General features: G+C 61.8%; 14 protein-coding genes and 1 pseudogene. 6 read left to right on the top strand and 9 right to left on the bottom strand.

Annotated elements, in window-relative coordinates; translation table 11 throughout:
- Positions 1-59 precede the first annotated feature (59 nt).
- From folP to KF757_12020, 4 genes are all read right to left on the bottom strand, one after another.
- Positions 60-962, bottom strand: coding sequence for a dihydropteroate synthase (folP, locus tag KF757_12035; protein ID MBX3323710.1), 903 nt, complete (start codon positions 960-962; stop codon positions 60-62).
- 69 nt (positions 963-1,031) lie between these two features.
- Positions 1,032-2,774, bottom strand: coding sequence for a hypothetical protein (locus KF757_12030; GenBank protein ID MBX3323709.1), 1,743 nt, complete (start codon positions 2,772-2,774; stop codon positions 1,032-1,034).
- Between the two features lie 148 nt (positions 2,775-2,922).
- Complete coding sequence (locus KF757_12025; protein MBX3323708.1) at positions 2,923-5,595, bottom strand: DNA translocase FtsK 4TM domain-containing protein; 2,673 nt, start codon at positions 5,593-5,595, stop codon at positions 2,923-2,925.
- A gap of 86 nt (positions 5,596-5,681) precedes the next feature.
- Positions 5,682-7,331, bottom strand: coding sequence for an aldehyde dehydrogenase (NADP(+)) (locus KF757_12020; GenBank protein MBX3323707.1), 1,650 nt, complete (start codon positions 7,329-7,331; stop codon positions 5,682-5,684).
- 115 nt (positions 7,332-7,446) lie between these two features.
- Between KF757_12020 and KF757_12015 the strand changes: the two genes are divergently transcribed.
- The 3 genes and pseudogenes from KF757_12015 (at position 7,447) to KF757_12005 (ending at position 10,795) form a co-directional block, all read left to right on the top strand.
- Positions 7,447-8,970, top strand: a complete 1,524-nt coding sequence (locus KF757_12015) for a YifB family Mg chelatase-like AAA ATPase (GenBank protein ID MBX3323706.1) — start codon at positions 7,447-7,449, stop codon at positions 8,968-8,970.
- Between the two features lie 129 nt (positions 8,971-9,099).
- Positions 9,100-9,192: pseudogene (locus KF757_12010) on the top strand (IS1595 family transposase).
- A 1,303-nt stretch (positions 9,193-10,495) separates the two neighbouring features.
- Positions 10,496-10,795 carry a hypothetical protein gene (locus KF757_12005; GenBank protein MBX3323705.1) on the top strand — a complete coding sequence of 100 codons (300 nt, stop codon included), beginning with the start codon at positions 10,496-10,498 and terminating at the stop codon, positions 10,793-10,795.
- Between the two features lie 160 nt (positions 10,796-10,955).
- Here the strand turns inward: KF757_12005 and KF757_12000 are convergent, their stop codons facing one another.
- From KF757_12000 to KF757_11980, 5 genes are all read right to left on the bottom strand, one after another.
- A complete protein-coding gene (locus KF757_12000; protein ID MBX3323704.1) occupies positions 10,956-11,975 on the bottom strand; it encodes an SUMF1/EgtB/PvdO family nonheme iron enzyme in 1,020 nt (339 codons plus the stop codon).
- A gap of 165 nt (positions 11,976-12,140) precedes the next feature.
- Positions 12,141-12,920 carry a hypothetical protein gene (locus tag KF757_11995; protein ID MBX3323703.1) on the bottom strand — a complete coding sequence of 260 codons (780 nt, stop codon included), beginning with the start codon at positions 12,918-12,920 and terminating at the stop codon, positions 12,141-12,143.
- Between the two features lie 400 nt (positions 12,921-13,320).
- On the bottom strand, positions 13,321-13,860 hold the full coding sequence (locus KF757_11990; GenBank protein MBX3323702.1) for a hypothetical protein: 540 nt from the start codon (positions 13,858-13,860) through the stop codon (positions 13,321-13,323).
- 203 nt (positions 13,861-14,063) lie between these two features.
- Positions 14,064-14,387 carry a hypothetical protein gene (locus KF757_11985; GenBank protein MBX3323701.1) on the bottom strand — a complete coding sequence of 108 codons (324 nt, stop codon included), beginning with the start codon at positions 14,385-14,387 and terminating at the stop codon, positions 14,064-14,066.
- Between the two features lie 916 nt (positions 14,388-15,303).
- Positions 15,304-16,557 carry a tRNA-dihydrouridine synthase family protein gene (locus KF757_11980; GenBank protein ID MBX3323700.1) on the bottom strand — a complete coding sequence of 418 codons (1,254 nt, stop codon included), beginning with the start codon at positions 16,555-16,557 and terminating at the stop codon, positions 15,304-15,306.
- Positions 16,558-16,575: 18 nt separating this feature from the next.
- On the opposite strand from KF757_11980, the gene KF757_11975 reads away from it, so the two are divergent.
- From KF757_11975 to mgtE, 3 genes are read left to right on the top strand one after another with little or no spacing between them, the layout of a single operon-like run.
- Positions 16,576-17,004 (top strand): hypothetical protein, encoded by a 429-nt coding sequence (locus KF757_11975; GenBank protein MBX3323699.1) that lies wholly within the window; start codon positions 16,576-16,578, stop codon positions 17,002-17,004.
- A 47-nt stretch (positions 17,005-17,051) separates the two neighbouring features.
- A complete protein-coding gene (locus KF757_11970; protein ID MBX3323698.1) occupies positions 17,052-17,846 on the top strand; it encodes a PIG-L family deacetylase in 795 nt (264 codons plus the stop codon).
- The gene (mgtE, locus tag KF757_11965; protein ID MBX3323697.1) at positions 17,843-19,231 is read left to right on the top strand and encodes a magnesium transporter; all 1,389 of its coding nucleotides are present in this window, start codon (positions 17,843-17,845) and stop codon (positions 19,229-19,231) included. The genes KF757_11970 and mgtE overlap by 4 nt, the downstream gene beginning before the upstream one ends.
- The last annotated feature ends 17 nt before the right edge of the window (positions 19,232-19,248 follow it).

Here is a 19,248-nt window from a genome sequence, read left to right as displayed (position 1 = left end):
TCAACTCCTTCACAACATCTGGGTGCGTACGCACGCATGCGCGGGCGCCTGGCACCGGGTTACATCCTATCACGCTCGATGCCGATCGGCGAATCCGGCAACCCCGCCGCAGCTGAGAGGGCATGAACATGCTCCTGCACATCGTGAACCCGAAAGATGCGGGCACCACAAAACCAGTGTGCCACGCTCAATGCGATGCTCCCGATCAGCCGTTCGCTCGGCTCGCTGTCACGACCGAGCGCGATTCGGCCGACAAAACTCTTGCGACTCAGCGCGCTCAACACACCCGAACCCAGATCCGCAAACCTTGCCGAATGTCGCAGCAACTCCATGTTCTGAGACACTGATTTTCCGAACCCCAACCCCGGATCAACAACGATACTGCCTGGTCTTATTCCCGCTGCGCAAGCAGCACGGACACGCTCGGTGAGGAACGTGTGAACCTCGGTCACGATGTCGTCAGAAACCGGATCCTGCGCATACTGATCGGAATACGAGTCGAGAGCAGGCTCGACGCGCCGGTGCATGAGAATCACACCCAGATCACGTTCTGAAGCCATTGCGAGCAGCGACGGGTCTTCGACCCCTGCCGAGACATCGTTGACAACAGCGACATCGGGCGACGCGGCGAGCGCTGCTTCGAGCACCGAAGCGTGGGTTGTGTCGATGCTGATCGGAGCCTCGACCCCTGCGCGATGAATCCCTTTGAGCACGGGCACGAGCCTGTCGATCTGAATCTGCGCCGGCACACTGACTGCGCCTGGTCGCGTACTCTGGGCACCGATATCAAGCAGATCCGCGCCGTCCTCGACCGCCTTTCGTGCAGCGTGCACAGCCATTTCGACGCTCGACAGTCTTCCACCATCAAAAAAACTGTCAGGCGTGATGTTGAGGATCGCCATGATGCGCGGGCGATCGAGGGCGAGGCGTCGCGAAGTGCCGATGAGCCATTGCTGCGTCATGAAAAAGTCGTCGTGCGAGTTCTCGCGCGACGACTGTGTGTAATTCGATCCAGCGCTCGGGCGCGGCTTCTAGAACCTCGGGCGGCCGCCGGCAGCGGGCTCGTCGTCGAAGCCGGCGTTCTGCATGTCATTGGCGATCTTCATCACGCCCTTGATGACATCGAGCGGCATGTGAATGCTCGTCTGCATGCCATTGTTGCCCAAGCTCATTCCCAATCCGATCGGAGCCATAGCCGGCATCGGCTCAAACGCGGGCAGCACCCCGAAGGTTGCGGCCATCGGACCTGCGGTGTTCATGATCTGGTCAATGCCGATGTACACCTCGAACACGCGATTCTCTGGGAGTTTCGCGGTGACCGCGCGAAGTGCGGCGTTGGAACCGATTCCCCCACCTTTGCGTGCTGATTCAATGGCTTTCTCCATCAGAGGCGTGTTCTGGCTCATCGTCTGGATGATCGTGCCATCGACGATCGCCATGAAACCATTGGGCCCACCCGACGGTCCAAAGAGCACGGGCAACACCATGGCTGCGGGCCCGAAGGCGTCGCCGCCGGTGCCGTCGGGCTGCATCGCTACACCGTAGCGTGAGATATCGACGCCTGCGACGCTCGAAGCCTTGTCTTCCCACGTAATCGCGTACTTCATGCCTTCGATGGACTGTCCGTCCATGTCGGTCATCAGCTTCTTCATGTTGGCAAGGACAGACTTCGCATCGTTGGACTGCGTGAGCGTGATGGTGTTGCTGAACAGGCCCGCCCCCATCATCGGGACGGTACCTACCGCCCCAGCCATGCCTTTGCTGTTGGCAATCATCGAAGCAATGTCCATCCCGCCCATGCCGGGCATTGTCTGCGAGATCTTGGCCACATCGGCAAACATCTTCTGAAGGCTCGCGTTGCCTGCGTCGAGGGCATAGGCGAAGAGGAAGTTGGTTCCCGGAACCTTGTCGAGCATGGATCCGGTGCTGCCTGAGTTCGAGAAGAACGTCGCTGCACCGCTTCCTTCCTTGAAGTTCAGGCCGGTGTGGAATGTGAGGCCTGACGTATCCATCTGAGCACCAAATGCAATCGACTTGCCGTCATTGGCCAGGGCCGTCATGGCGCCATTCATCATGTCGAGCATCGGGCGCATCTGGGCTGCCTGATCACCAGCCATCATCATGATCATGTCCATCTGCTGGCGCATCTGCTCTGCGCCTTCGCGAATCTGGGGTGCCATCTGCTCGAGATTGACAATGACTGTGAAGTCGCTGTCGGCAAGGACCCGCTCTCCGTTGCGGCCGAGCATTGAGGTGTGTGTCCCAAGATTGCCGGCCGTGCCGCTGAACTCCTGGACCAGTTCGGCAAACGGACCAACCGCCATAAATCCGCCCCCAAGGTCACGCATGTAGACCGGGTTGTTGTTGATGTCGGCTTCGAGGACCGTGCCGGTGCCGGTCGCGCCGAGCGCTTCGCGGACCTGCTTGAAATCCGTCACCGGAAGGACAACGACAACGGGCGGACCAAAGAACGCGTCCTGATCGTTTGTATGAATCACCGCAACCGCCGAGCCATTGGCGTTCATGCCGGGCATGTCAAGGAAGGTCTGTGCCAAGGCCAGACCCATGTTCATCTGAAGCACCTGATCGGGGGGGAGGATACTGCGCCCAAACGACTTGGTTTCGTTCAGAAACTCCTGGAGGTTCGAGATCACGATCGTGACCGGGGCGTCGGCGGGGACGCGATCAAGGGCGGGTGGCGGGGCTGCGAAGACCAACGAGACGCACGCCGAACCACTACAAACCATCATCATGAGTTGCTGACAAACGCGCATGTGCTTCCTTTCCATACCTTGAAGAACCATCGCCCCGCCGCCATCGGGACGGGTATCCCTGTACATTCGGATTTTCACCCCAACCCATTGCGAATTTCAAGCCTCTGGGCTTGGATCCCGTCTGGGGCGGTCTCACTGTAGGACGATATCAACCCTCGTCAGACGCAGAATCCTGACGGGAAGTTCGGGCGAAGTCGTCATCTTCGTCGTCGATATCCCCCGATTCCGGGTGTTCGTCGCCCCCGTCCGGGTGCTCCGCGCTGTCTTGAGTCGGGAAGAGTTGCCCGCCCTGGACTGCGGCCAGTTCGCCCGCCATGCGCTTGATCTCGACCCATTCTTCAGGCGTGATCATCACTTCGCGGGCGACGGAACCCTTGTGGTCGCCGATGATCCCGGCGATGCCCATGAGGTCGATGAGACGGCTGGCCCGCGTGTACCCGATGGCGAGGCGTCGCTGGAGCAGACTGACGCTTCCGCGCTTGGTTTCGAGGACGATCTCGACCGCCCGGTCGAACATCGGGTCTTCCTGAGCGGCGGCCAGTGAGGCAGAGGAGTTGTTCTGGCTCTGGAGGATGCGATCCTCGTCGGACCCCTCGGCTGCGGAGCGCAGCTGCACAAGTTGTCGTTCAAAGCTGGGGGCTGCGATGGACTTCATGAACTTGACGACCCGACGGATTTCGAGGTCATCAACGAGGGTGCCCTGCGCGCGCATGACTTTGTGGCTCTGCGGGCTGAGGTAGAGCATGTCGCCCTGGCCAAGCAGCAGTTCGCCGCCGCGCTGGTCGAGCACGACGCGGCTGTCGAGGTTGCTGGCGACCTTGAACGTGATGCGACAGGGCATGTTGGACTTGATAAGGCCAGTGACAACATTGGCCTGTGGTCGCTGCGTGGCGAGGATCAGATGGATGCCGACAGCGCGAGCCTTCTGGGCGATGCGAATGATCGAACTCTCGACTTCCTTGTTGGTCATCATGAGGTCGGCCAGTTCGTCGATGATGAAGACCATGTACGGAAGTTTGCGTGGGATTTTGGCTTCTTCCTGCTCGGAGCGAGGGTTGAAGCGTTCCTTGAGTTCCTCCCATTCGAGGTTGTTGTACGCCGTGATATCGCGGCAGCCGGCTTCGGCGAGCAGTTCGTAGCGTTCGTCCATTTTCTGGCATGCCCATTCGAGAATGGCAGCGGCCTTGTGCATCTCGGTCACAACTGGGCACATCAGGTGCGGAATATCGCGGAACTGACTCATCTCGACCATCTTCGGATCGACCAGCACGAGTTTGAGTTCGTTGGGTTTCTTCGTATAGAGGAAACTCATGATGATCGTGTTCATGCACACGCTCTTACCCGAGCCGGTGGTCCCGGCAATGAGCATGTGGGGCATCTTGGTCAGGTCGGTGATGAGCGGGTCGCCCGCTGCGTCCTTGCCGAGGAACATCGGGAGTTTCATGCTCGCGAACAGATCGCGATTGCTCATGAGTTCCTTGAGGCGGACCTTTTCCTTGTTGGGATTCGGGACTTCGATGCCGACGGTGTCGCGTCCCTCGATGTTCGAGACGATGCGAATGTTGACCGCGCGGAGCGAGCGGGCCAGATCGCTGGAGATGGTGTTGAGCTGCGCGACCTTGGTGCCGGGTGCGAGGCGGACGTGAAAGAGCGTGATGACCGGGCCGGACTCGATATCGACAACCTCGCCGTTGATGCGGTACTGCTGAAGTGCGGATTCGAGCGATTCGGCCTGTTCGCGCACGAGCGATTCGAGTGTGTCGTTGAAGCCTTCTTCAGGCTCTTCGAGCAGGTCCAGACCTGGGAATCGGTAGCCTTCGAGTTCGATGGCGTTCTGGATGTCTTCGAGATCTTCGTCGGTCGCGCTCGACTTCTCTGAGCCGGAGAAACGCACATTGAGGGCTGCGATCTTTTCCTTGAGTTTCTCGCGGTCAAAGACCTGGGGTGCACCGGGCAGATCGTCGTCCTCGGCGTCATCATCATTCTGGGCGACAGCCTCGTCGTCATCATCCTCCATCTCGTCGAGGGGTTCCGCCTCGATGCGCCTGGGCACGGGCACGACGGTGACGCGGCGCTTGGAGCGAGGTGTGACAGCGACCTCGATCGGGTCGTCGATGTCGTTGAGCCTGACTTCTTCGACCTTGGTGCGGCGGCGCTTGAGGCGGGCGATGAATCGCGCGAAGACACCTCTCGAACCTTCGCGTGTGGCTTCGGTCGCGGCAGCGGCGACGGTGCGCGTCGTCGCGGCAGCGGGAACGAGCCCGCGCCAGATCAGTCTGGGCAGGGCGAACATGAGTCGATCGGCCGCGACGACCATGCCGATCAGACCCACCAACCCCAGCCAGAGCACGGACCCGACGCTTCCAAATCGGGGGATCATGAGCGTCTCGGCGATCAGGAGCCCGAGGGTTCCGCCGGGCAGACCCGGCAACAGGCCCCCCTGCGGCCGAAGCACGGCAAACAGGCCTGCGATCCCCGCCGAGACCAGGACCACGCCAAAGAACCGAAGGAGCGGATGGTCAAGCCGGCGCTTCCACCCTGTCTGAACCAGTGCGGCGGCAGCAAACACAATCGGGATAAGAACCGCCCAGCCGAGAAGTCGCAGGAGCGTGTACGCGGTGGCAGCACCAACCGGGCCTCCCCAGTTTGCCGGCGTGTCATTTTGCGGCCAGGTGACGTGCCCGGGGGCGTCGGCGCCGTTGTAACTGACGAGACTGACCACGACGAAGCCGAAGACGGCGGCCACTGCGAGCCAGACGGGGACTTTCCAGATCCTCCCGGACATCGGCACTTCGGGTTTTGATCGAGGCTTCTTGCTCATCGTGTCGCGTCGCGCTCAAGCCTTGCACGTGGCCTGTTCGTTGGGACAGGAACGCTCCATCCGTGGATCTCCTGTCGCGATAGACATTATCCGGGTGTCGGGACAGAAGCGCGTTGCCCGCGCCGGATGGCTTCCTTTGTGCGCACAGAGCCGATGATGCGCTCGACGCCCAGCGGGTTGGCGTCGCGCAGTTCGGGCGGCAGGATCGCATCGGGCGCGTTCTGGTAGCACACCGGGCGGCACCAGCGCTCCATGGCCATGATCCCCTGGGCGGTCGAATGCGGCGCTGAGGAGGCCGGGTAGGGACCGCCATGGATCATCGCAGCGTTGACTTCGACGCCCGTCGGCACGCTGTTGAACACGATCCGCCCGACGCGCTGTTCGAGCATCGGCACGGCCCGCGTTGCGAACGCAGCGTCGTACGGACCCGCGAAGATCGTGCCGGTCAGGCTCCCCGAGATGGCACTGAGGCAGGCGAAGAGTTCTTCTTCGTGCTCACAGACGACCAGCACCGTGCTGGGGCCGAAGACTTCGTTGCGCAGGATCGGCTCGCGCAGGAAGACCGTTGCGCGTGTGCGCAGCAGGACTCCGGTCGCGGTCGCGGCGATCTGGCTTGACGCCATGCTCGGGACAGCGCCGGCGATGGCGTCAACGCCTTCGATCCGCAGCAGTTCTTCGATCCCCAGGACAAAGGCATCGCGCAGGCGCGTGCCAAGCATGATTCCCGGCTCAGCCGCGTTGAAGGCTGCGGACAGTTCGCGTGTGAAGGCGTCGGTGTGCTTGTCGCGCAGGGCCAGCAGCAGCCCCGGGCAGGTGCACATCTGGCCGCAGGCGTTGATGACGGACTGGGCGATGCGGGTGGCGATGGCGGGCCCCTGCGTCTCGAGTGCGTGCTTGAAGAGAACGACAGGGTTGATCGAGCCCATCTCGGCAAAGACAGGGATCGGATCGGGGCGGGCGCGGGCTCGGTTGGTCAGCGCCATACCACCGACGTGCGAGCCGGTGAATCCGGCGGCCCGGATGCAGGGGTGGTCGATGAGTTCCTCGCCCACCGTCCGCTCGCGGGCTCCGCCGGCCTGGAGAAAACTGAAGGTCCCGGGCGGGAAAGAGTGCTCACGCACGCAGTCGGCCAGCACCGAGGCGAGCAGTTCGCCAGTGGCCGGGTGCAGCGGGTGGCTCTTGACGACGACCGGGCAGCCGGCCGCCAGAGCCGAGGCGGTATCGCCGCCCGCTGCGCCGTAGGCCAGTGGAAAGTTGCTCGCCCCAAACACCGCTGCGGGCCCGAGCGGGCGGAGCATGCGGCGAAGATCGGGCTTGGGGTTTGGCCGACGGGCGGCGTCGCCGGGCTCGATGCAAGCGCGGCTCCACGAGCCTTCACGCACCACCTCGGCGAACATGCGAAACACTCCGGCCATGCGCTCGCGTTCGGAGATGACGCGCGTCGAACTCAGCCCGGTCTCGGCCGAGACGGTGTCGGTCAGCGTTCCCCCGAGCGTCGCCAGCCGACCGGCGATGTCGTCGAGCAGGTCGGCGCGGGCTGCGGCGGGCGTGGTCTGCATCGCATGAAAGGCGTTCCAGGCTTCAATGCAAGCCTGATTCACGTCGGCGGGCGAGGCGGCTGCGAACTCGGTCGGTCGTTCGCGGCCTGTGGAAGGATCGATCGCGCGGAACAGCACGGACGCGGCGTCGGCCTGAGCGACGCGGCCTGCAATGATCGAACGGCCATGAACTTGCACGGTTTTCTCCGGGGTGGTCTCACCCTCAACATCGGTCCCCCCGCCCGAAATCAATCAACGGCGAAATGAGAATTCGCTCGACATGATCGCTTCGCGTTCGGTATGCTTGTGCCGCATGATCGCTCGCGTCCAGAGTTTCCTGCTGACCGGCATCGACGCCTCGCCCTGCGAGGTCGAGATCGACTTCGACCAGAACGGGATCGATCGCCAGACGCTGGTGGGCCTGCCTGATATCGCGGTGAAGGAATCGCTCGAGCGCGTGCGTTCGGCTCTGGGCAACACGGGCTATCTGTTTCCGGTCGGGCGATTGCTGATCAATCTTGCCCCGGCCGATGTGCGCAAGGAAGGGCCGATGTACGACCTGCCCATCGCCGTCGGGCTGCTGCTGGCCCAGGGGGTGGTGCGTCCGGCGCCGGGGGCGATGGATCCGAAGCGGACGATGTTTGCGGGCGAACTGGCGCTTGATGGGCGGGTGCGGCCGGTGCGCGGGGCGATCGCGATGGCGCTGCTGGCGCGGCAGCAGAAGATGAGCGCGATCGTCGTGCCCGCCGAGAACGCGGCCGAGGCGGCGGTGGTGGCGAGCGTGCCGGTCTTTGGCGTGCGCACGATCGCGGAACTGGTGGGCCTGCTGGCGGGTGAACTTGATCTCGAGCCGTTCCCCGCGCCCGATGTCGAGGATCTTTTGCGGCGAGCCGAGCCGGAGATCGACTTTGCCGATGTGCGCGGGCAGGAATCGGTCAAGCGTGCGATTGTCGTCGCGGCGGCGGGCGGGCACAACCTGGTGATGCTCGGGCCGGCGGGCACGGGCAAGACGATGATGGCCAAGGCGCTGCCGGGCGTGCTGCCGCCGCTTTCGGCCGAGGAAGCCCTCGAAATCACGCGGATCTATTCGGCGGCGGGGCTGCTGCCGCTGGGTCAGGGGCTGGTGACGGCGCGCCCGGTGCGCACGCCGCACCACACGGCATCGTCGCCCGCGATCGTCGGGGGCGGGGCGACGCCCAAGGCCGGGGAGATTTCGCTGGCCCACCGCGGCGTGCTGTTTCTCGATGAACTGCCCGAGTTTCCGCGGCCGGTGCTCGAGACGCTGCGCCAGCCGCTCGAGGATCATGTTGTCACGATTGCGCGCGCAAGCGGCACGATCCGCTTCCCGGCCAGTTTCATGCTCGTCGCGGCGATGAACCCGACGCCCAAGGGGGACATCGCGCCCGGCGCGGCGGGCCAGCGCGACATGGACCGTTACCTGTCGCGCTTGAGCGGGCCGTTGCTTGATCGCATTGATATTCATGTCGAGGCGCCGGCGGTGCCGTTCAAGGAACTGCGCAGCGCCCCGATCGGCACGAGCACGGCACAGATGCGCGAACTGGTCGAGCGTGCTCGGGCGCTCCAGCACGCGCGGCAGGGGGCGCTGACGCCCAACGCGCGCCTCTCGGGCCGCCAGCTCGATCGCTTCGCACCGCTCGAAGAGCGGGCCGAATCGCTGCTCGGGGCGGCGCTGACGGAACTGAAACTCTCTGCCCGCGCGTACGACAAGATCCGCCGCCTCTCGCGCACGATCGCGGACCTCGATGGAGCGGAGGCCATCGGGGTGTCGCACGTGAGCGAGGCGATCAGTTATCGTCTGCTGGATCGGAAGATCTGAGCGGCGAGCTCGGCGAATCTGGAGTGATAAAACCCGACTCGCGGAACATACCCCGGGCAACAAGAAACGTATGAAAGATCAGAACATGAGCCGTCCTCAAGGAGGATGCACCCGGACACCATCCTGTTCCATCTCAAGGAGTGCGAGTTTCGATTCAATCACCGGCATGAAAACCTCTACCAGGTTCTGCTCACACTGAGCCGAGAGAACCCGCTCAACTAGTCATGACCCTTCTGCCTTTATGGTGCCAATATATGCCAATCCTCCTCCCCTCCATTTCTTATACATAAGAACAAAATCATCTTGTGAAATGATATTCGAGAAACCAATGCCTCCACAGGGCAGGGTATTGCCTCTTCTGATTGACTCTATCGTGCCTCCTTCATGACGCGGACCAGCACACAGATATCGATATTCAGTGTCACAGTAAATGATGGGGTGGTCGAGCAATATCAAGGCCATTCCTCCTTGATCGCCATTGACCAATCGAACCAACTCGCCGTGCAAAGGTTGCCAGTGCGAACTCTCGCCAAGTTCCCATGGGTCACTAACTGTAATAATTGCGCGCACTTTACTTTATTTCTCAATACTCATGAACATTGAGGATGCGTATTGGTACGCTACCTGTCGCCGTCCGTTCCATTCCACCGCCGGGCATGGAGCAAAGCCTGTCCGCAAACTGACGCATGATCAGTCCCACATCCAGATCACAAACCTATCGGGAGCTATTCTCGAAACATATCGGCCATAGGATACACTCCCCGGTCCATCTGGATTGCGTAGCCGTGTCATCACAGAGAGACGATGATCACCTGGAAAACTGGAGTCACATTTGTGATAAATCCGCAGTTCTGGCCAACATTCGTCACGCATGGAGTTGAAATCTCGTGTAATATGTTGAACGAGTAGATGAAATGCTTCCGAAAACGGCGCTTCAACAGCTGCATCACGCCTCCGGAGGTGTTTCCGTTTGACCCCTCGCTCTCGAGAGTTGTATTCAAGGCCCAAAAGACACTCTCGCAATTTCAGCCAAAGTACTTCGTCGATATCATAGAAAGAATATTCTGGCATTGCTTACCACATGTAATTGCGGCGGGGTGGCACCGACCACCGTTTGTTCCACGCTCTCTGTGCCACCGATCCGCGGCTTTGAGCGGTCGGTGTGTCTTTGTCCTTTCCAGCACATCCGTCACCAACGTTCTCTGCCCCATCTTCACCGCCCGCATCGCTCCCGGCTGCTGCTCCGCATTCTGCCAGCCTACCGATTCCACGCCCGCGCGTCAACAGCATCGCGGCCGGCGGGATGGGTGGGGTGTGCGGGGATCCGGGGGGGTCCGCCTCACGCGGCGCCCGTGACATTCGCACCACTGCGCGACCTGGGCACAAGGGTTACTGTACGCGATTGGTGGCCATCCCTACGGCGATTCTCCTGCTCGACAGAATTATGGATAGCATGGGTTCACAGCCACGGATACACGGAATTCCGTTGAATCAAGTGCGAGGAATCAAGTGTCAGGGAGGCAAGATGGGAAGGAAACTAACGCCCAAGGAACGCGAGCTCTACAAGAGGTGCGGTGAAGTCCTCCATTACATCTGGGACCCTATCGGCGTTGCAGGCGTTCCCGGCGCCCGGGACGAATACGATTCGTACGTGCCACAACTCTTCAAGCTTCTTCGCGACGGGGCCGGGGAGAGTTGGATTGTCGACTACCTTTGCAGGATCGAGAACGACATGATGGGGATGTCGCTCAACCGTGCTGGGGCCAAGAACGCAGCAGCCGTTCTTCTGGAATGGCGTGAGTGGCTTGCGGGCGAGACTCCCTAGCAAGCCATTGCAGGCTGAGGGCGGACGTGTACTGTGGTCATGTCTCTCCATGACTACGGCGGGTGACACCGATGATTTTTTGTCTATGCCACCTCTATGAAGGCTTGTTGAAAGTCATTGGGTCGGTGCCGCCTGCCCTTTCTGGTTGACTCTCTCCTCTTCAATCTGAAACTGGTTGTCCTGCCAGCCGAAGCCCTGTAAACGGCCGGGTGCCCGGACGCTCGGACGCAATGCCGAGCACACTGTCTGCACTCGTCATGATCTCGCCATACAGGGGTCCGCCCGCGCGATTTCCTTCAACCCCGCGCCAACGACTTTCGATGGTCTCTTCCGTCCATTCTCTCGTTCCGCCGCTGACGTCGTAGAGTCCCCAGGGCGAGGTTGATTCGTAAGCTCCGAGCGGGATGAAGTACGGGCAATACGGAATGATGTCTTCACAGCCCTGCACGCCTGCACTGGTATCGCCCGCGCCCGGAAGCCCGGTGACGGGAAATCGTCCGTCGCGCGTGGGCCACTTGTACCATCGCCTTGCCTGCGGATCGTAATGTGCCGCCTTGAGCCACTCGTCCCACGAGGGGATCCAGAAACGGGCGCCCTCGCTGCGGGTCACCTGGTCGGTGAACGTCCAGCCGTCGGGCTCGTAGCCGAACGTGCTCGTGTCGTACGCCCCGCTTTCAAGCGATATTGGATCCGATGATTTATCATTGTGCAGCCAGTTGCAGAACCTCGCCGCGTCATGCCACACTATGCCGAAGACCGGCATCATTTCGGCACCGGGCAAGTCAAGCAGCACGTAGCGCACCCCCGGGCCGTTATAGGTGAAATCAACATCCGCGCCCCACCATTCGGGCCGTGCGAACCATCGGAACTCGTCGCCCTGCGGGCCGAAGGTGTTGAGAAACTCCAGCCATTGTGCGGTGGTCACTTCGTATTTGCCGATGCGATAGACGTACGGCACAGAGCCGCGCCCGACCACCGGCCAGGTCCAGCCGGGCGAGAGCGTCACGGGCGGATTATCAACATCATCGATGATGATCCACTCAATGCCCCCGCCGGCATCAACAGGCAGCCTCGCCGGCTCGCCGACGTGCGAGCCCGGCATCGCACCACCCTGGGTGCTCACTTGGGCACAAGGCATCACGCTTATCATTCCAACCAGAACGAAAACATACACCAGCATGACCGGTCTCCTTGCGTCATCTCTCTGCTTTGGCAGTATACAAACTTCGGCACCAACCAGAGCGGGCGAGTTCGTTCTGCAAGCGCAGACAAACTCCGCCTCTCCGTGCGAGACGGAGCCTGTGCTGGTTGAAACCGAGTGGTAAGGCCGGGCAGCGGAGTGATGTCAGCGGCGGCGGCGCATCGCGAGCAGGCCCCCGAGCGCCATGAGGCAGGCTGACGACGGAGCGGGGATGCGGATCGTCCAGGTTGAGTCAAACTCTGTTGGAAGGATGAGCGTTTCGGTGAGGCGATCCCAACTGAAACTCCACTCCTCGCTGAGGCCGCCGCCGGCGAGCTGGATCAGGTGCGTGCCCTGCGGGAGGCAGCCGCTCCACGATTCCCACGTGCCATCGGGCGTCGCTTCGAAATCGACTTCGAAGATGTTGGCGGGGAGGCACACGCTGCAATCATCGACAACGACTTCGAGGAGAAAATCGGTTCCGGCACCAAGTTTGCCGCTGAACGAATCAACATTGTTTGCGACCAGCCACGCGACATCGGGCTGGATGTTGTAAAGAGTGCCATTGATGTCGGCGATGCCGAGGTTGACCCGTGCGTTCATGGTAATATCGAGTTTGCCGCAGGCGGGGCTGTTGAATGCGAGTGTGGCCTCGGCCCACGGCACGACTGAGGCATTGTTCGGGCCGAAGGTGCCGTAGAAATATTCGACGCGCGCGGTGCCCGATGCGCTGCCGAGCCCGACCGGAGGCGGAGCGAGCGTGGCTGTGTCGGTGCCGAACCAGATCGACGGGCCGGCCTGGCTGGGGTTGTCCCACAACTGGCCTCCTGCGGCGGCATAGCCATTGAGCAGGCGGAAACCAGTCTGGGCTTCAGCGCTGTGCGTGCAGAGCGCGGCGGTGCAGGCAGCAGCAACAAGGGCCAGTGAGGGGCGAGCGGGTGTCATGTGAGTCTCCTTTTCAAAGCGGGGAAAGCAGTGAGCGGCGGCGGCACGTTGCAGACGCCTCCTGCCCGTCTTCTGCTCGAAAAGGCGAAATCTCTCAGCGGTGGAAGAAGTTTTTTTGGCTTCGCATCAGGGTTGCGGGCGAGGTTGTGCGGATGTGCTGCGTCGCGCGAGCTCGATGCTGTGGCCCAGCCTTGCCGCTGCCGCTTGCCTTCCGCCTTCTTTGCGTGCCCGAGGTCCGAACTTGACGCGAAACAGCCGATTCAGTATGCTGGCTCCGTGACCGATCGCGTTCTCGTGCTGCCATCGCCCCGCGCTTCCGGGCTCCACCACGCACCGAAGCAGCCAAGCCGCCTTTGGTGGCACGGCGGAAGAGGATTTCGGTGCCAACCCGCCCGCTCTCTCAGAATATGCCGATTAACGCTCGTATCTTCTCGTCCAAGGCCAGGCGCGCTTGCGCGATCTTGTTTTGCAGCAAAGAACGCCCATATTGTCGCTTCTGGACATCTAGGCCGGTGCGAGCATCATCCAGCGCATAGCCTGTATCTTTGTACAGGTTCCATATCTCGTCAAACGATGCGATGGTGGTCTTGTTAAACAAGAAACTGCTGCGCTGCCATTTCATGCGGAAGGCGTTGGCTGCGCTCTGGAAAACTCGCTCTCGTCGCGCAGCTTCATCCCCGGCGGCGTCTGGGCTGGCGAAGTCCTGCAGCGCATCATGCATATCCTGAAGTGCAGCGTAGACGGCCGATAGGACTTTGATGCGCTGCTCATCGATTCGCCGAAGCGACTCGGTCTTGCGGCTAAGTTTTGCCTGGACGACGAGTGTGACTGCTGCGCCGACCGCAGCTCCGAGAGTACCGCCGAGTCCAAGGAGTTCAATTGCGTCAAGCCAAAACTCTTGCCATGACATAGCGGATGCTATGCCGGACGCAATGCCCATGGACGATTTCTCATGTAGGCTTGATTCTGAGGTCATGGCTTTGCATGACCATGACTGACATCCGCTACGGCCATGTCGGAATCCGAGTCAATCAAGACCGGGTGCCTTGCCCCGGCTTTGCCACTGATCGTGGCCATGCAGAGCCATGTCCACGGCACCCGGCTTCTTGACGAACCCCTTGATTCACTGGCAGTTCTGAGTCTTCATGGACAATTCTTGGCAGTCTTGAGTTCCTGCAACTGTTCGCGCCGTTCTCGGGCGCTCTTCTCAGCGGCATTGCGTTCCATTGCGTTGCCGATACCGAAGTCGCCGAGGAAGCCGAGGACCGACCGACCGTCGATCTTGGCGTTCTCTGAAATCTGATCGAGAAAGGCATCGACTTTGGCCAGTTCAAGATTGATCTCGCGGCAGGTGAGTTCCCGTTTCTCAGCCTCGCTCAGGAAGGTCATGCGACCGTGGTTCTTGGTCGAGCAGCCTCCAATAGTGATGACTCCGACACACGAGATCAATGCAACAATTCGGTTCAAGGTTCAACTCCTTTCCAAGGCCTAGTGAAAAATCACGCCTGAGGGTGTTTCCCATGCATGATAGTCATACAGGGTGTTTTCTTCCCCACAATTCGTCCACTCCTTGACAACGGCCTGTTCATTGACGCGCGGGTGGCACCGACCGCCACCGTTGATACATGCCACCCGTGCTGCCGACCACGGCTTTGAGTGGTCGGTGTGCCTTGGTTCTTTTCCAACCGAACCACCATTCTGCGTTCCACCGCTCACCGGTTCCTCCGGCGAGCGGTGGCACGGCCTCTCGCAGACGCGCGAATAGATCCCGCACCAAAACCGATCATGGCATTTCTTCTCGGGCCTTTGGATGTTTGCGTTCTGTTCTTTTTGACCCGGGCCGGAGAGTGCCGCGATGGAGGGGGGGTCCGCTGGGTCCCCTTTTGGAGTGTGGTCCGTGAAAAACTGCGTTTGTGCGCCGCGAGGCGCGATTCATGGGCTTGAGTGCGTCGAGTTCGGGCTCGAGCGCGGCCGTCAACGTCCGGATGTGGCGAATTTGACACGATCTTACATGCGTGCAACAGAGTCTTACATCGATGAAACCTTCTGTTTGATCGATCACACCGCGCCTTTCATCGTTGCAACCGGATCTTTCACGCATCAAAAGTCCTGTTGTAGCGGTCAAACAGCCTCTTGGATCGATCAAACCTCCTCTCGCATCGATCAAACCTTCTCTTTGATCGATCTAACCTTCTGTTACATCGATGCAATTGAATGTTGAATCGATGCAAGCAGCCCCCGAACGCACCAAAACTCGTCTCAGACGACCCAAACAGAGCCGCGCAGCGAGCAACGACTCGCCCGCCCGCCCAATAATCCAGAATTGGCGACCCGAACAATCACTCACGCGGGACCTGTCAATCCTTTTCGTCCCCACGATCGGTCAGGCGTACTGCGCCTCAAGCACCGCGCGCCAGTCGTCGATGCTCTTGCAGGCGATGAATGCGCGGCGGACTGTGTCGGCGCTGGGGTGGTGCTCGCTGAAGCGGACGCCGAACTTGCGCATCATTTTGGCGGTCTGGATATCGGGGTCGCGCATGCGGCGGTTGACGGCCAGCGCAAGGGCGTAGTGCTCCTCGAGCACGGCGCGCTGCTCGGCGAGGGTCGGGGCGGCTGGCGCAGCGCCAGCGAGGATCTGCCGCGCCTGGCGGAAGATCCACGGGTTACCGATGCACCCGCGCGCGACGCTGACGGCGCTGACGCCGGTGTAGGCGAGCATGCGAAAGATGTCGGCGACGTTCCAGACATCGCCCGAGCCGAAGACGAGGCGCTCGCGACAGCGGCCGGGATGGCGACGCTGGACAATCTCGCGCAGCAGATCCCAGCGGCTCGGGCCGATGTATTTCTGCTCGACCGTGCGGGCGTGGACCGTGACCCACGCGACACCGAGGTCGTAAGCCGCGTCGAAGATGCGCAAGAAGTTGTCACGCATCGCGGGCGTGTCGTCGAAGGAGCGGCGCATCTTGACCGTGACGGGGATCGACGCGGGCAGTGCATCGCGCACGGCCTCGAGCATCGCGATCGCGCCGTCGGGCTCGGCGAGCCAGTGCCCGCCGCGGGCCTTGCGGGCGATCTTCTTGACCGGACAGGCAAGGTTGATGTCGATCGCGGCGAAGGTGCGCTCGGCGTGCGACTCGACCGCGATGGGCCCTGCACCCGCCCCGACCAGCGCGCGGTAGGCCTTCTCGCGGCGCGCGCCCTGTTCGATCATCTTGACCGCGGCAGCAGCCATCTCGGCAGGATCCGAGCCCATGATCTGCCCGACGAGCGGGTGATCGTCGGGCCCGCCCGGGATATTCTGGTCGATGTCGCCCAGATCGGCCTTGGCAAACCCGCGGCCTCCGGCGAGCAGGGTGCGGTCGAGCAGGGCTTCGGTGACGCACAGCGGGCAGCCGTGGCGGCGGGCGATGAGGCGCATGGCGGCATCGGAATACCCGGCCAGCCCCGCCTGGACAAAGGGGGCATCGAAGCCCGGGACGAGAGCGGGCAGGCGCGGATCGACGCTTTGGCCGTCGAAGGTGTGAATAATCGAGTCGGCGATGCGACGCGGGTCGAGTTCGTGCGCGCCCGGATCTGGCCCGAGGCGCGGAGCAATGGCGGGAGATGGCGGCGTCGCGTTGTTGCCGTCGCAGGACATGACATGGACGATAGGAACATGATGAGAATGATCGTGCCTTGCTGCGTCGGGATTGTGCTCGCGGGCCTGCTTGCGGGGTGCGCCGGATCGCGCAGCACGCTGAGTGCGGAACAGACACGCCCATATCCGACCGAACTGGCACGCCAGGAGACTGCACCCATCCAGGTGATCCGTCGGACAACGCACATCGAGTTGACCAACACGACCGCGCAGAACTTCGGGCCTTCGACCGTGTGGCTCAATGGCCGATTCTCGAATGCGATCGAGGGATTCGAGGTCGGGCAGACGCTGCTGCTGGACCTGCGCGAGTTTCATGACCAGTGGGGCGACCGGTTCCGGGCGGGCGGGTTCTTCGCGACGCGCGACCCGGACGCGCTGGTGCTCGTGGAGATCGAGTCGCAGGGCGTGCTGACCGGGCTGGTGATGGTCGGCAACGTGTACGAATAGCCCGCGATGGTCTCCGATGGCCGATGCCTTCGCCCCTACGCTCAGGCATGAGAATACTGGTTGTTGGGCCTCATCCGGATGATCAGGAACTGGGCATGGGCGGCACGATTGCGCGCTTCGCCCGGCAGGGGCACGATGTGCTGCTGCTCGATGTCACCAACGGTGAGCCGACGCCGTTTGGTGATGAAGCGACGCGCAAGGCCGAGGCACAGGCAGCGTTGAAAGTGCTCAGCCCTGACCCGCAGGCGTTCCCGGGAAGCAAACCGGTGCAACGCCTGCTGCTCGGCCTGCCCAATCGGTTCGTGGAGCACACGATCGAAGCGCGGCATGCCGTCGCGGGCGTGATTCGGGCGCATCAGGCCGAGGTGATCTTCGTGCCATATCCGGAAGACGCGCACCCGGACCACCGGGCGGTGACACGCATCGCCGAGGATGCCCGCTTCGATGCGAAACTGAGCAAGGTCGAGATGCCCGCGCCGGTGGATGGCTGGACGGGCCGGAGGTTTGAAGTCGGGCCTCCGATCTACCCCAGGTGGATGTTCTACTACTACGCGACGCACCTGCGATGGGTGGCTGACCCGAGTTTCGTGATTGATGTATCGGGGCTGCTGGATCTCAAGATCGACTCGATTCGTGCGTATCACACGCAGTTCGTGCTGCCGGAGAAGAACCGCGCAGTGGTCGAGTGGGTGGCGGCGGCGGCGCGCTACTTCGGCAGCCGCATCGGAGTCGAGTCGGGCGAGGCGTTTCATACCAGGGAACCCATCGGGCTCTGGAGCCTTGATTCGCTGGTTGCAGACCGACAGGATGGGGTCAAGGTGGGCTACCCTCCGGTGTCATGACCAGCCCGATGACACATCTTCTGGTGCCTGACATCAAGGAACTGCTCGAGGCCGGGGAGTATCGCGAGGTGCGCGAAGGGCTTCGGTCGCTTGCGGCGGCGGATGCTGCGGAACTGATCGAAGAACTTGATGGCCCGCACGCGGCACTTGCGTTTCGGGTGCTCCCTCGCGATGAGGCGGCGCTGGTTTTTGCGGAGCTCTCGCCGGACCATCAGGAGCATTTGATCGAACTGCTCGGCGATGAGCGTTCGGCGCGCGTGATCGAGGAGATGGAGCCCGACGACCGGGCGAGACTGCTCGATGAACTTCCGGCAGAAGTGGCGCAGCAGATCCTGCAGAGGCTCGATCCTGAGACGCGGCGCGTGACGCAGACCATTCTCGGCTACCCGGCCGAGAGCGTCGGGCGACTGATGACGCCGGATTATGTGAGAGTGCGCCCGGAGTGGACGGTCGCGCGGACGCTCGACCACATCAGGGAATGGGGCCAGCACGCAGAAACTGTGAACTGGGTGTTTGTGATCGATCGAGGAAGCCGATTGATCGACGACATCAAAATCCGTGACATTCTGCTCGCTAGGCCCGAGGACACCATCGAATCGCTGATGGACGACGAATATGTCGCGCTCAATGCGACCCATGACCGCGAGGAAGCGGTTCGGCTGATGGGCCGGTATGACCGGACCGCCCTGCCGGTGGTCGATTCGCGAGGCGTCCTGGTCGGAATCGTGACCTTCGACGACGTCGCGGACGTGGCCGAAGAAGAGTTCACGGAAGACGTGCACAAGCTGGGCGGTCTGGCGGCGCTCGATGAGCCGTACATGAACGTCGGCTACCGCACGATGATTCGCAAACGTGGCGGATGGCTGTCGCTGCTGTTTGTGATGCAGGTCGGCACAATCGGGGTGATCAATATCTTCGAGGATCAACTGAACAAGGCGATTGTGTTGGCCTCGTTTATTCCGCTGGTGATCAGTTGCGGCGGCAACACGGGCAGCCAGGCTGCGACGATCCTTGTGCGGGCACTGTCGCTTGGCGAAGTGGGCGTTTCGGATTGGTGGCACGTAGTAAGGCGAGAGTTGCTTACAGGTCTGGGACTCGGGTTTTCGCTGGCGGTGCTTGGATTTGTGACCGTGGCGGTTGCCAGCGCGTTCGGTTTTGTGACCACAACGGAAGCCACGGCCATTGGTGCCACCGTGGGGCTCTCGGTGTTGCTGATCGTGTCGTGGGCAACGATTGTGGGTTCGATGCTGCCCATTCTTTTGCGGCGGGTGGGGCTTGACCCGGCGACTTCGAGCACGCCACTCGTGGCGACGCTGATGGATGTGAGCGGACTCACGATTTACTTCGCCGTGGCCATGCTGCTGTTGCGAGGCACGGTGCTCTGAGGTGAGTGCAGAGTTGA

Source organism: Phycisphaeraceae bacterium, assembly GCA_019636795.1.
In the GTDB taxonomy this organism is placed as follows: Bacteria; Planctomycetota; Phycisphaerae; order Phycisphaerales; family UBA1924; genus JAHBWW01.
Note: the sequence above shows the minus strand (reverse complement) of the source record. Positions and strands in the feature narration are given on the sequence as shown.

Bases quoted from the DNA above. Each gene is read 5' to 3' on its own strand.
- KF757_11970 (MBX3323698.1), top strand. From the start codon at position 17,052: ATGAGAATACTGGTTGTTGGGCCTCATCCGGATGATCAGGAACTGGGC.
- KF757_11995 (MBX3323703.1), bottom strand. From the start codon at position 12,920: ATGACACCCGCTCGCCCCTCACTGGCCCTTGTTGCTGCTGCCTGCACC.
- KF757_12030 (MBX3323709.1), bottom strand. From the start codon at position 2,774: ATGCGCGTTTGTCAGCAACTCATGATGATGGTTTGTAGTGGTTCGGCG.
- mgtE (MBX3323697.1), top strand. From the start codon at position 17,843: ATGACCAGCCCGATGACACATCTTCTGGTGCCTGACATCAAGGAACTG.
- folP (MBX3323710.1), bottom strand. From the start codon at position 962: ATGACGCAGCAATGGCTCATCGGCACTTCGCGACGCCTCGCCCTCGAT.
- KF757_12015 (MBX3323706.1), top strand. From the start codon at position 7,447: ATGATCGCTCGCGTCCAGAGTTTCCTGCTGACCGGCATCGACGCCTCG.
- KF757_12005 (MBX3323705.1), top strand. From the start codon at position 10,496: ATGGGAAGGAAACTAACGCCCAAGGAACGCGAGCTCTACAAGAGGTGC.
- KF757_11980 (MBX3323700.1), bottom strand. From the start codon at position 16,557: ATGTCCTGCGACGGCAACAACGCGACGCCGCCATCTCCCGCCATTGCT.
- KF757_12000 (MBX3323704.1), bottom strand. From the start codon at position 11,975: ATGCTGGTGTATGTTTTCGTTCTGGTTGGAATGATAAGCGTGATGCCT.
- KF757_12025 (MBX3323708.1), bottom strand. From the start codon at position 5,595: ATGAGCAAGAAGCCTCGATCAAAACCCGAAGTGCCGATGTCCGGGAGG.
- KF757_11990 (MBX3323702.1), bottom strand. From the start codon at position 13,860: ATGGGCATTGCGTCCGGCATAGCATCCGCTATGTCATGGCAAGAGTTT.
- KF757_11975 (MBX3323699.1), top strand. From the start codon at position 16,576: ATGATGAGAATGATCGTGCCTTGCTGCGTCGGGATTGTGCTCGCGGGC.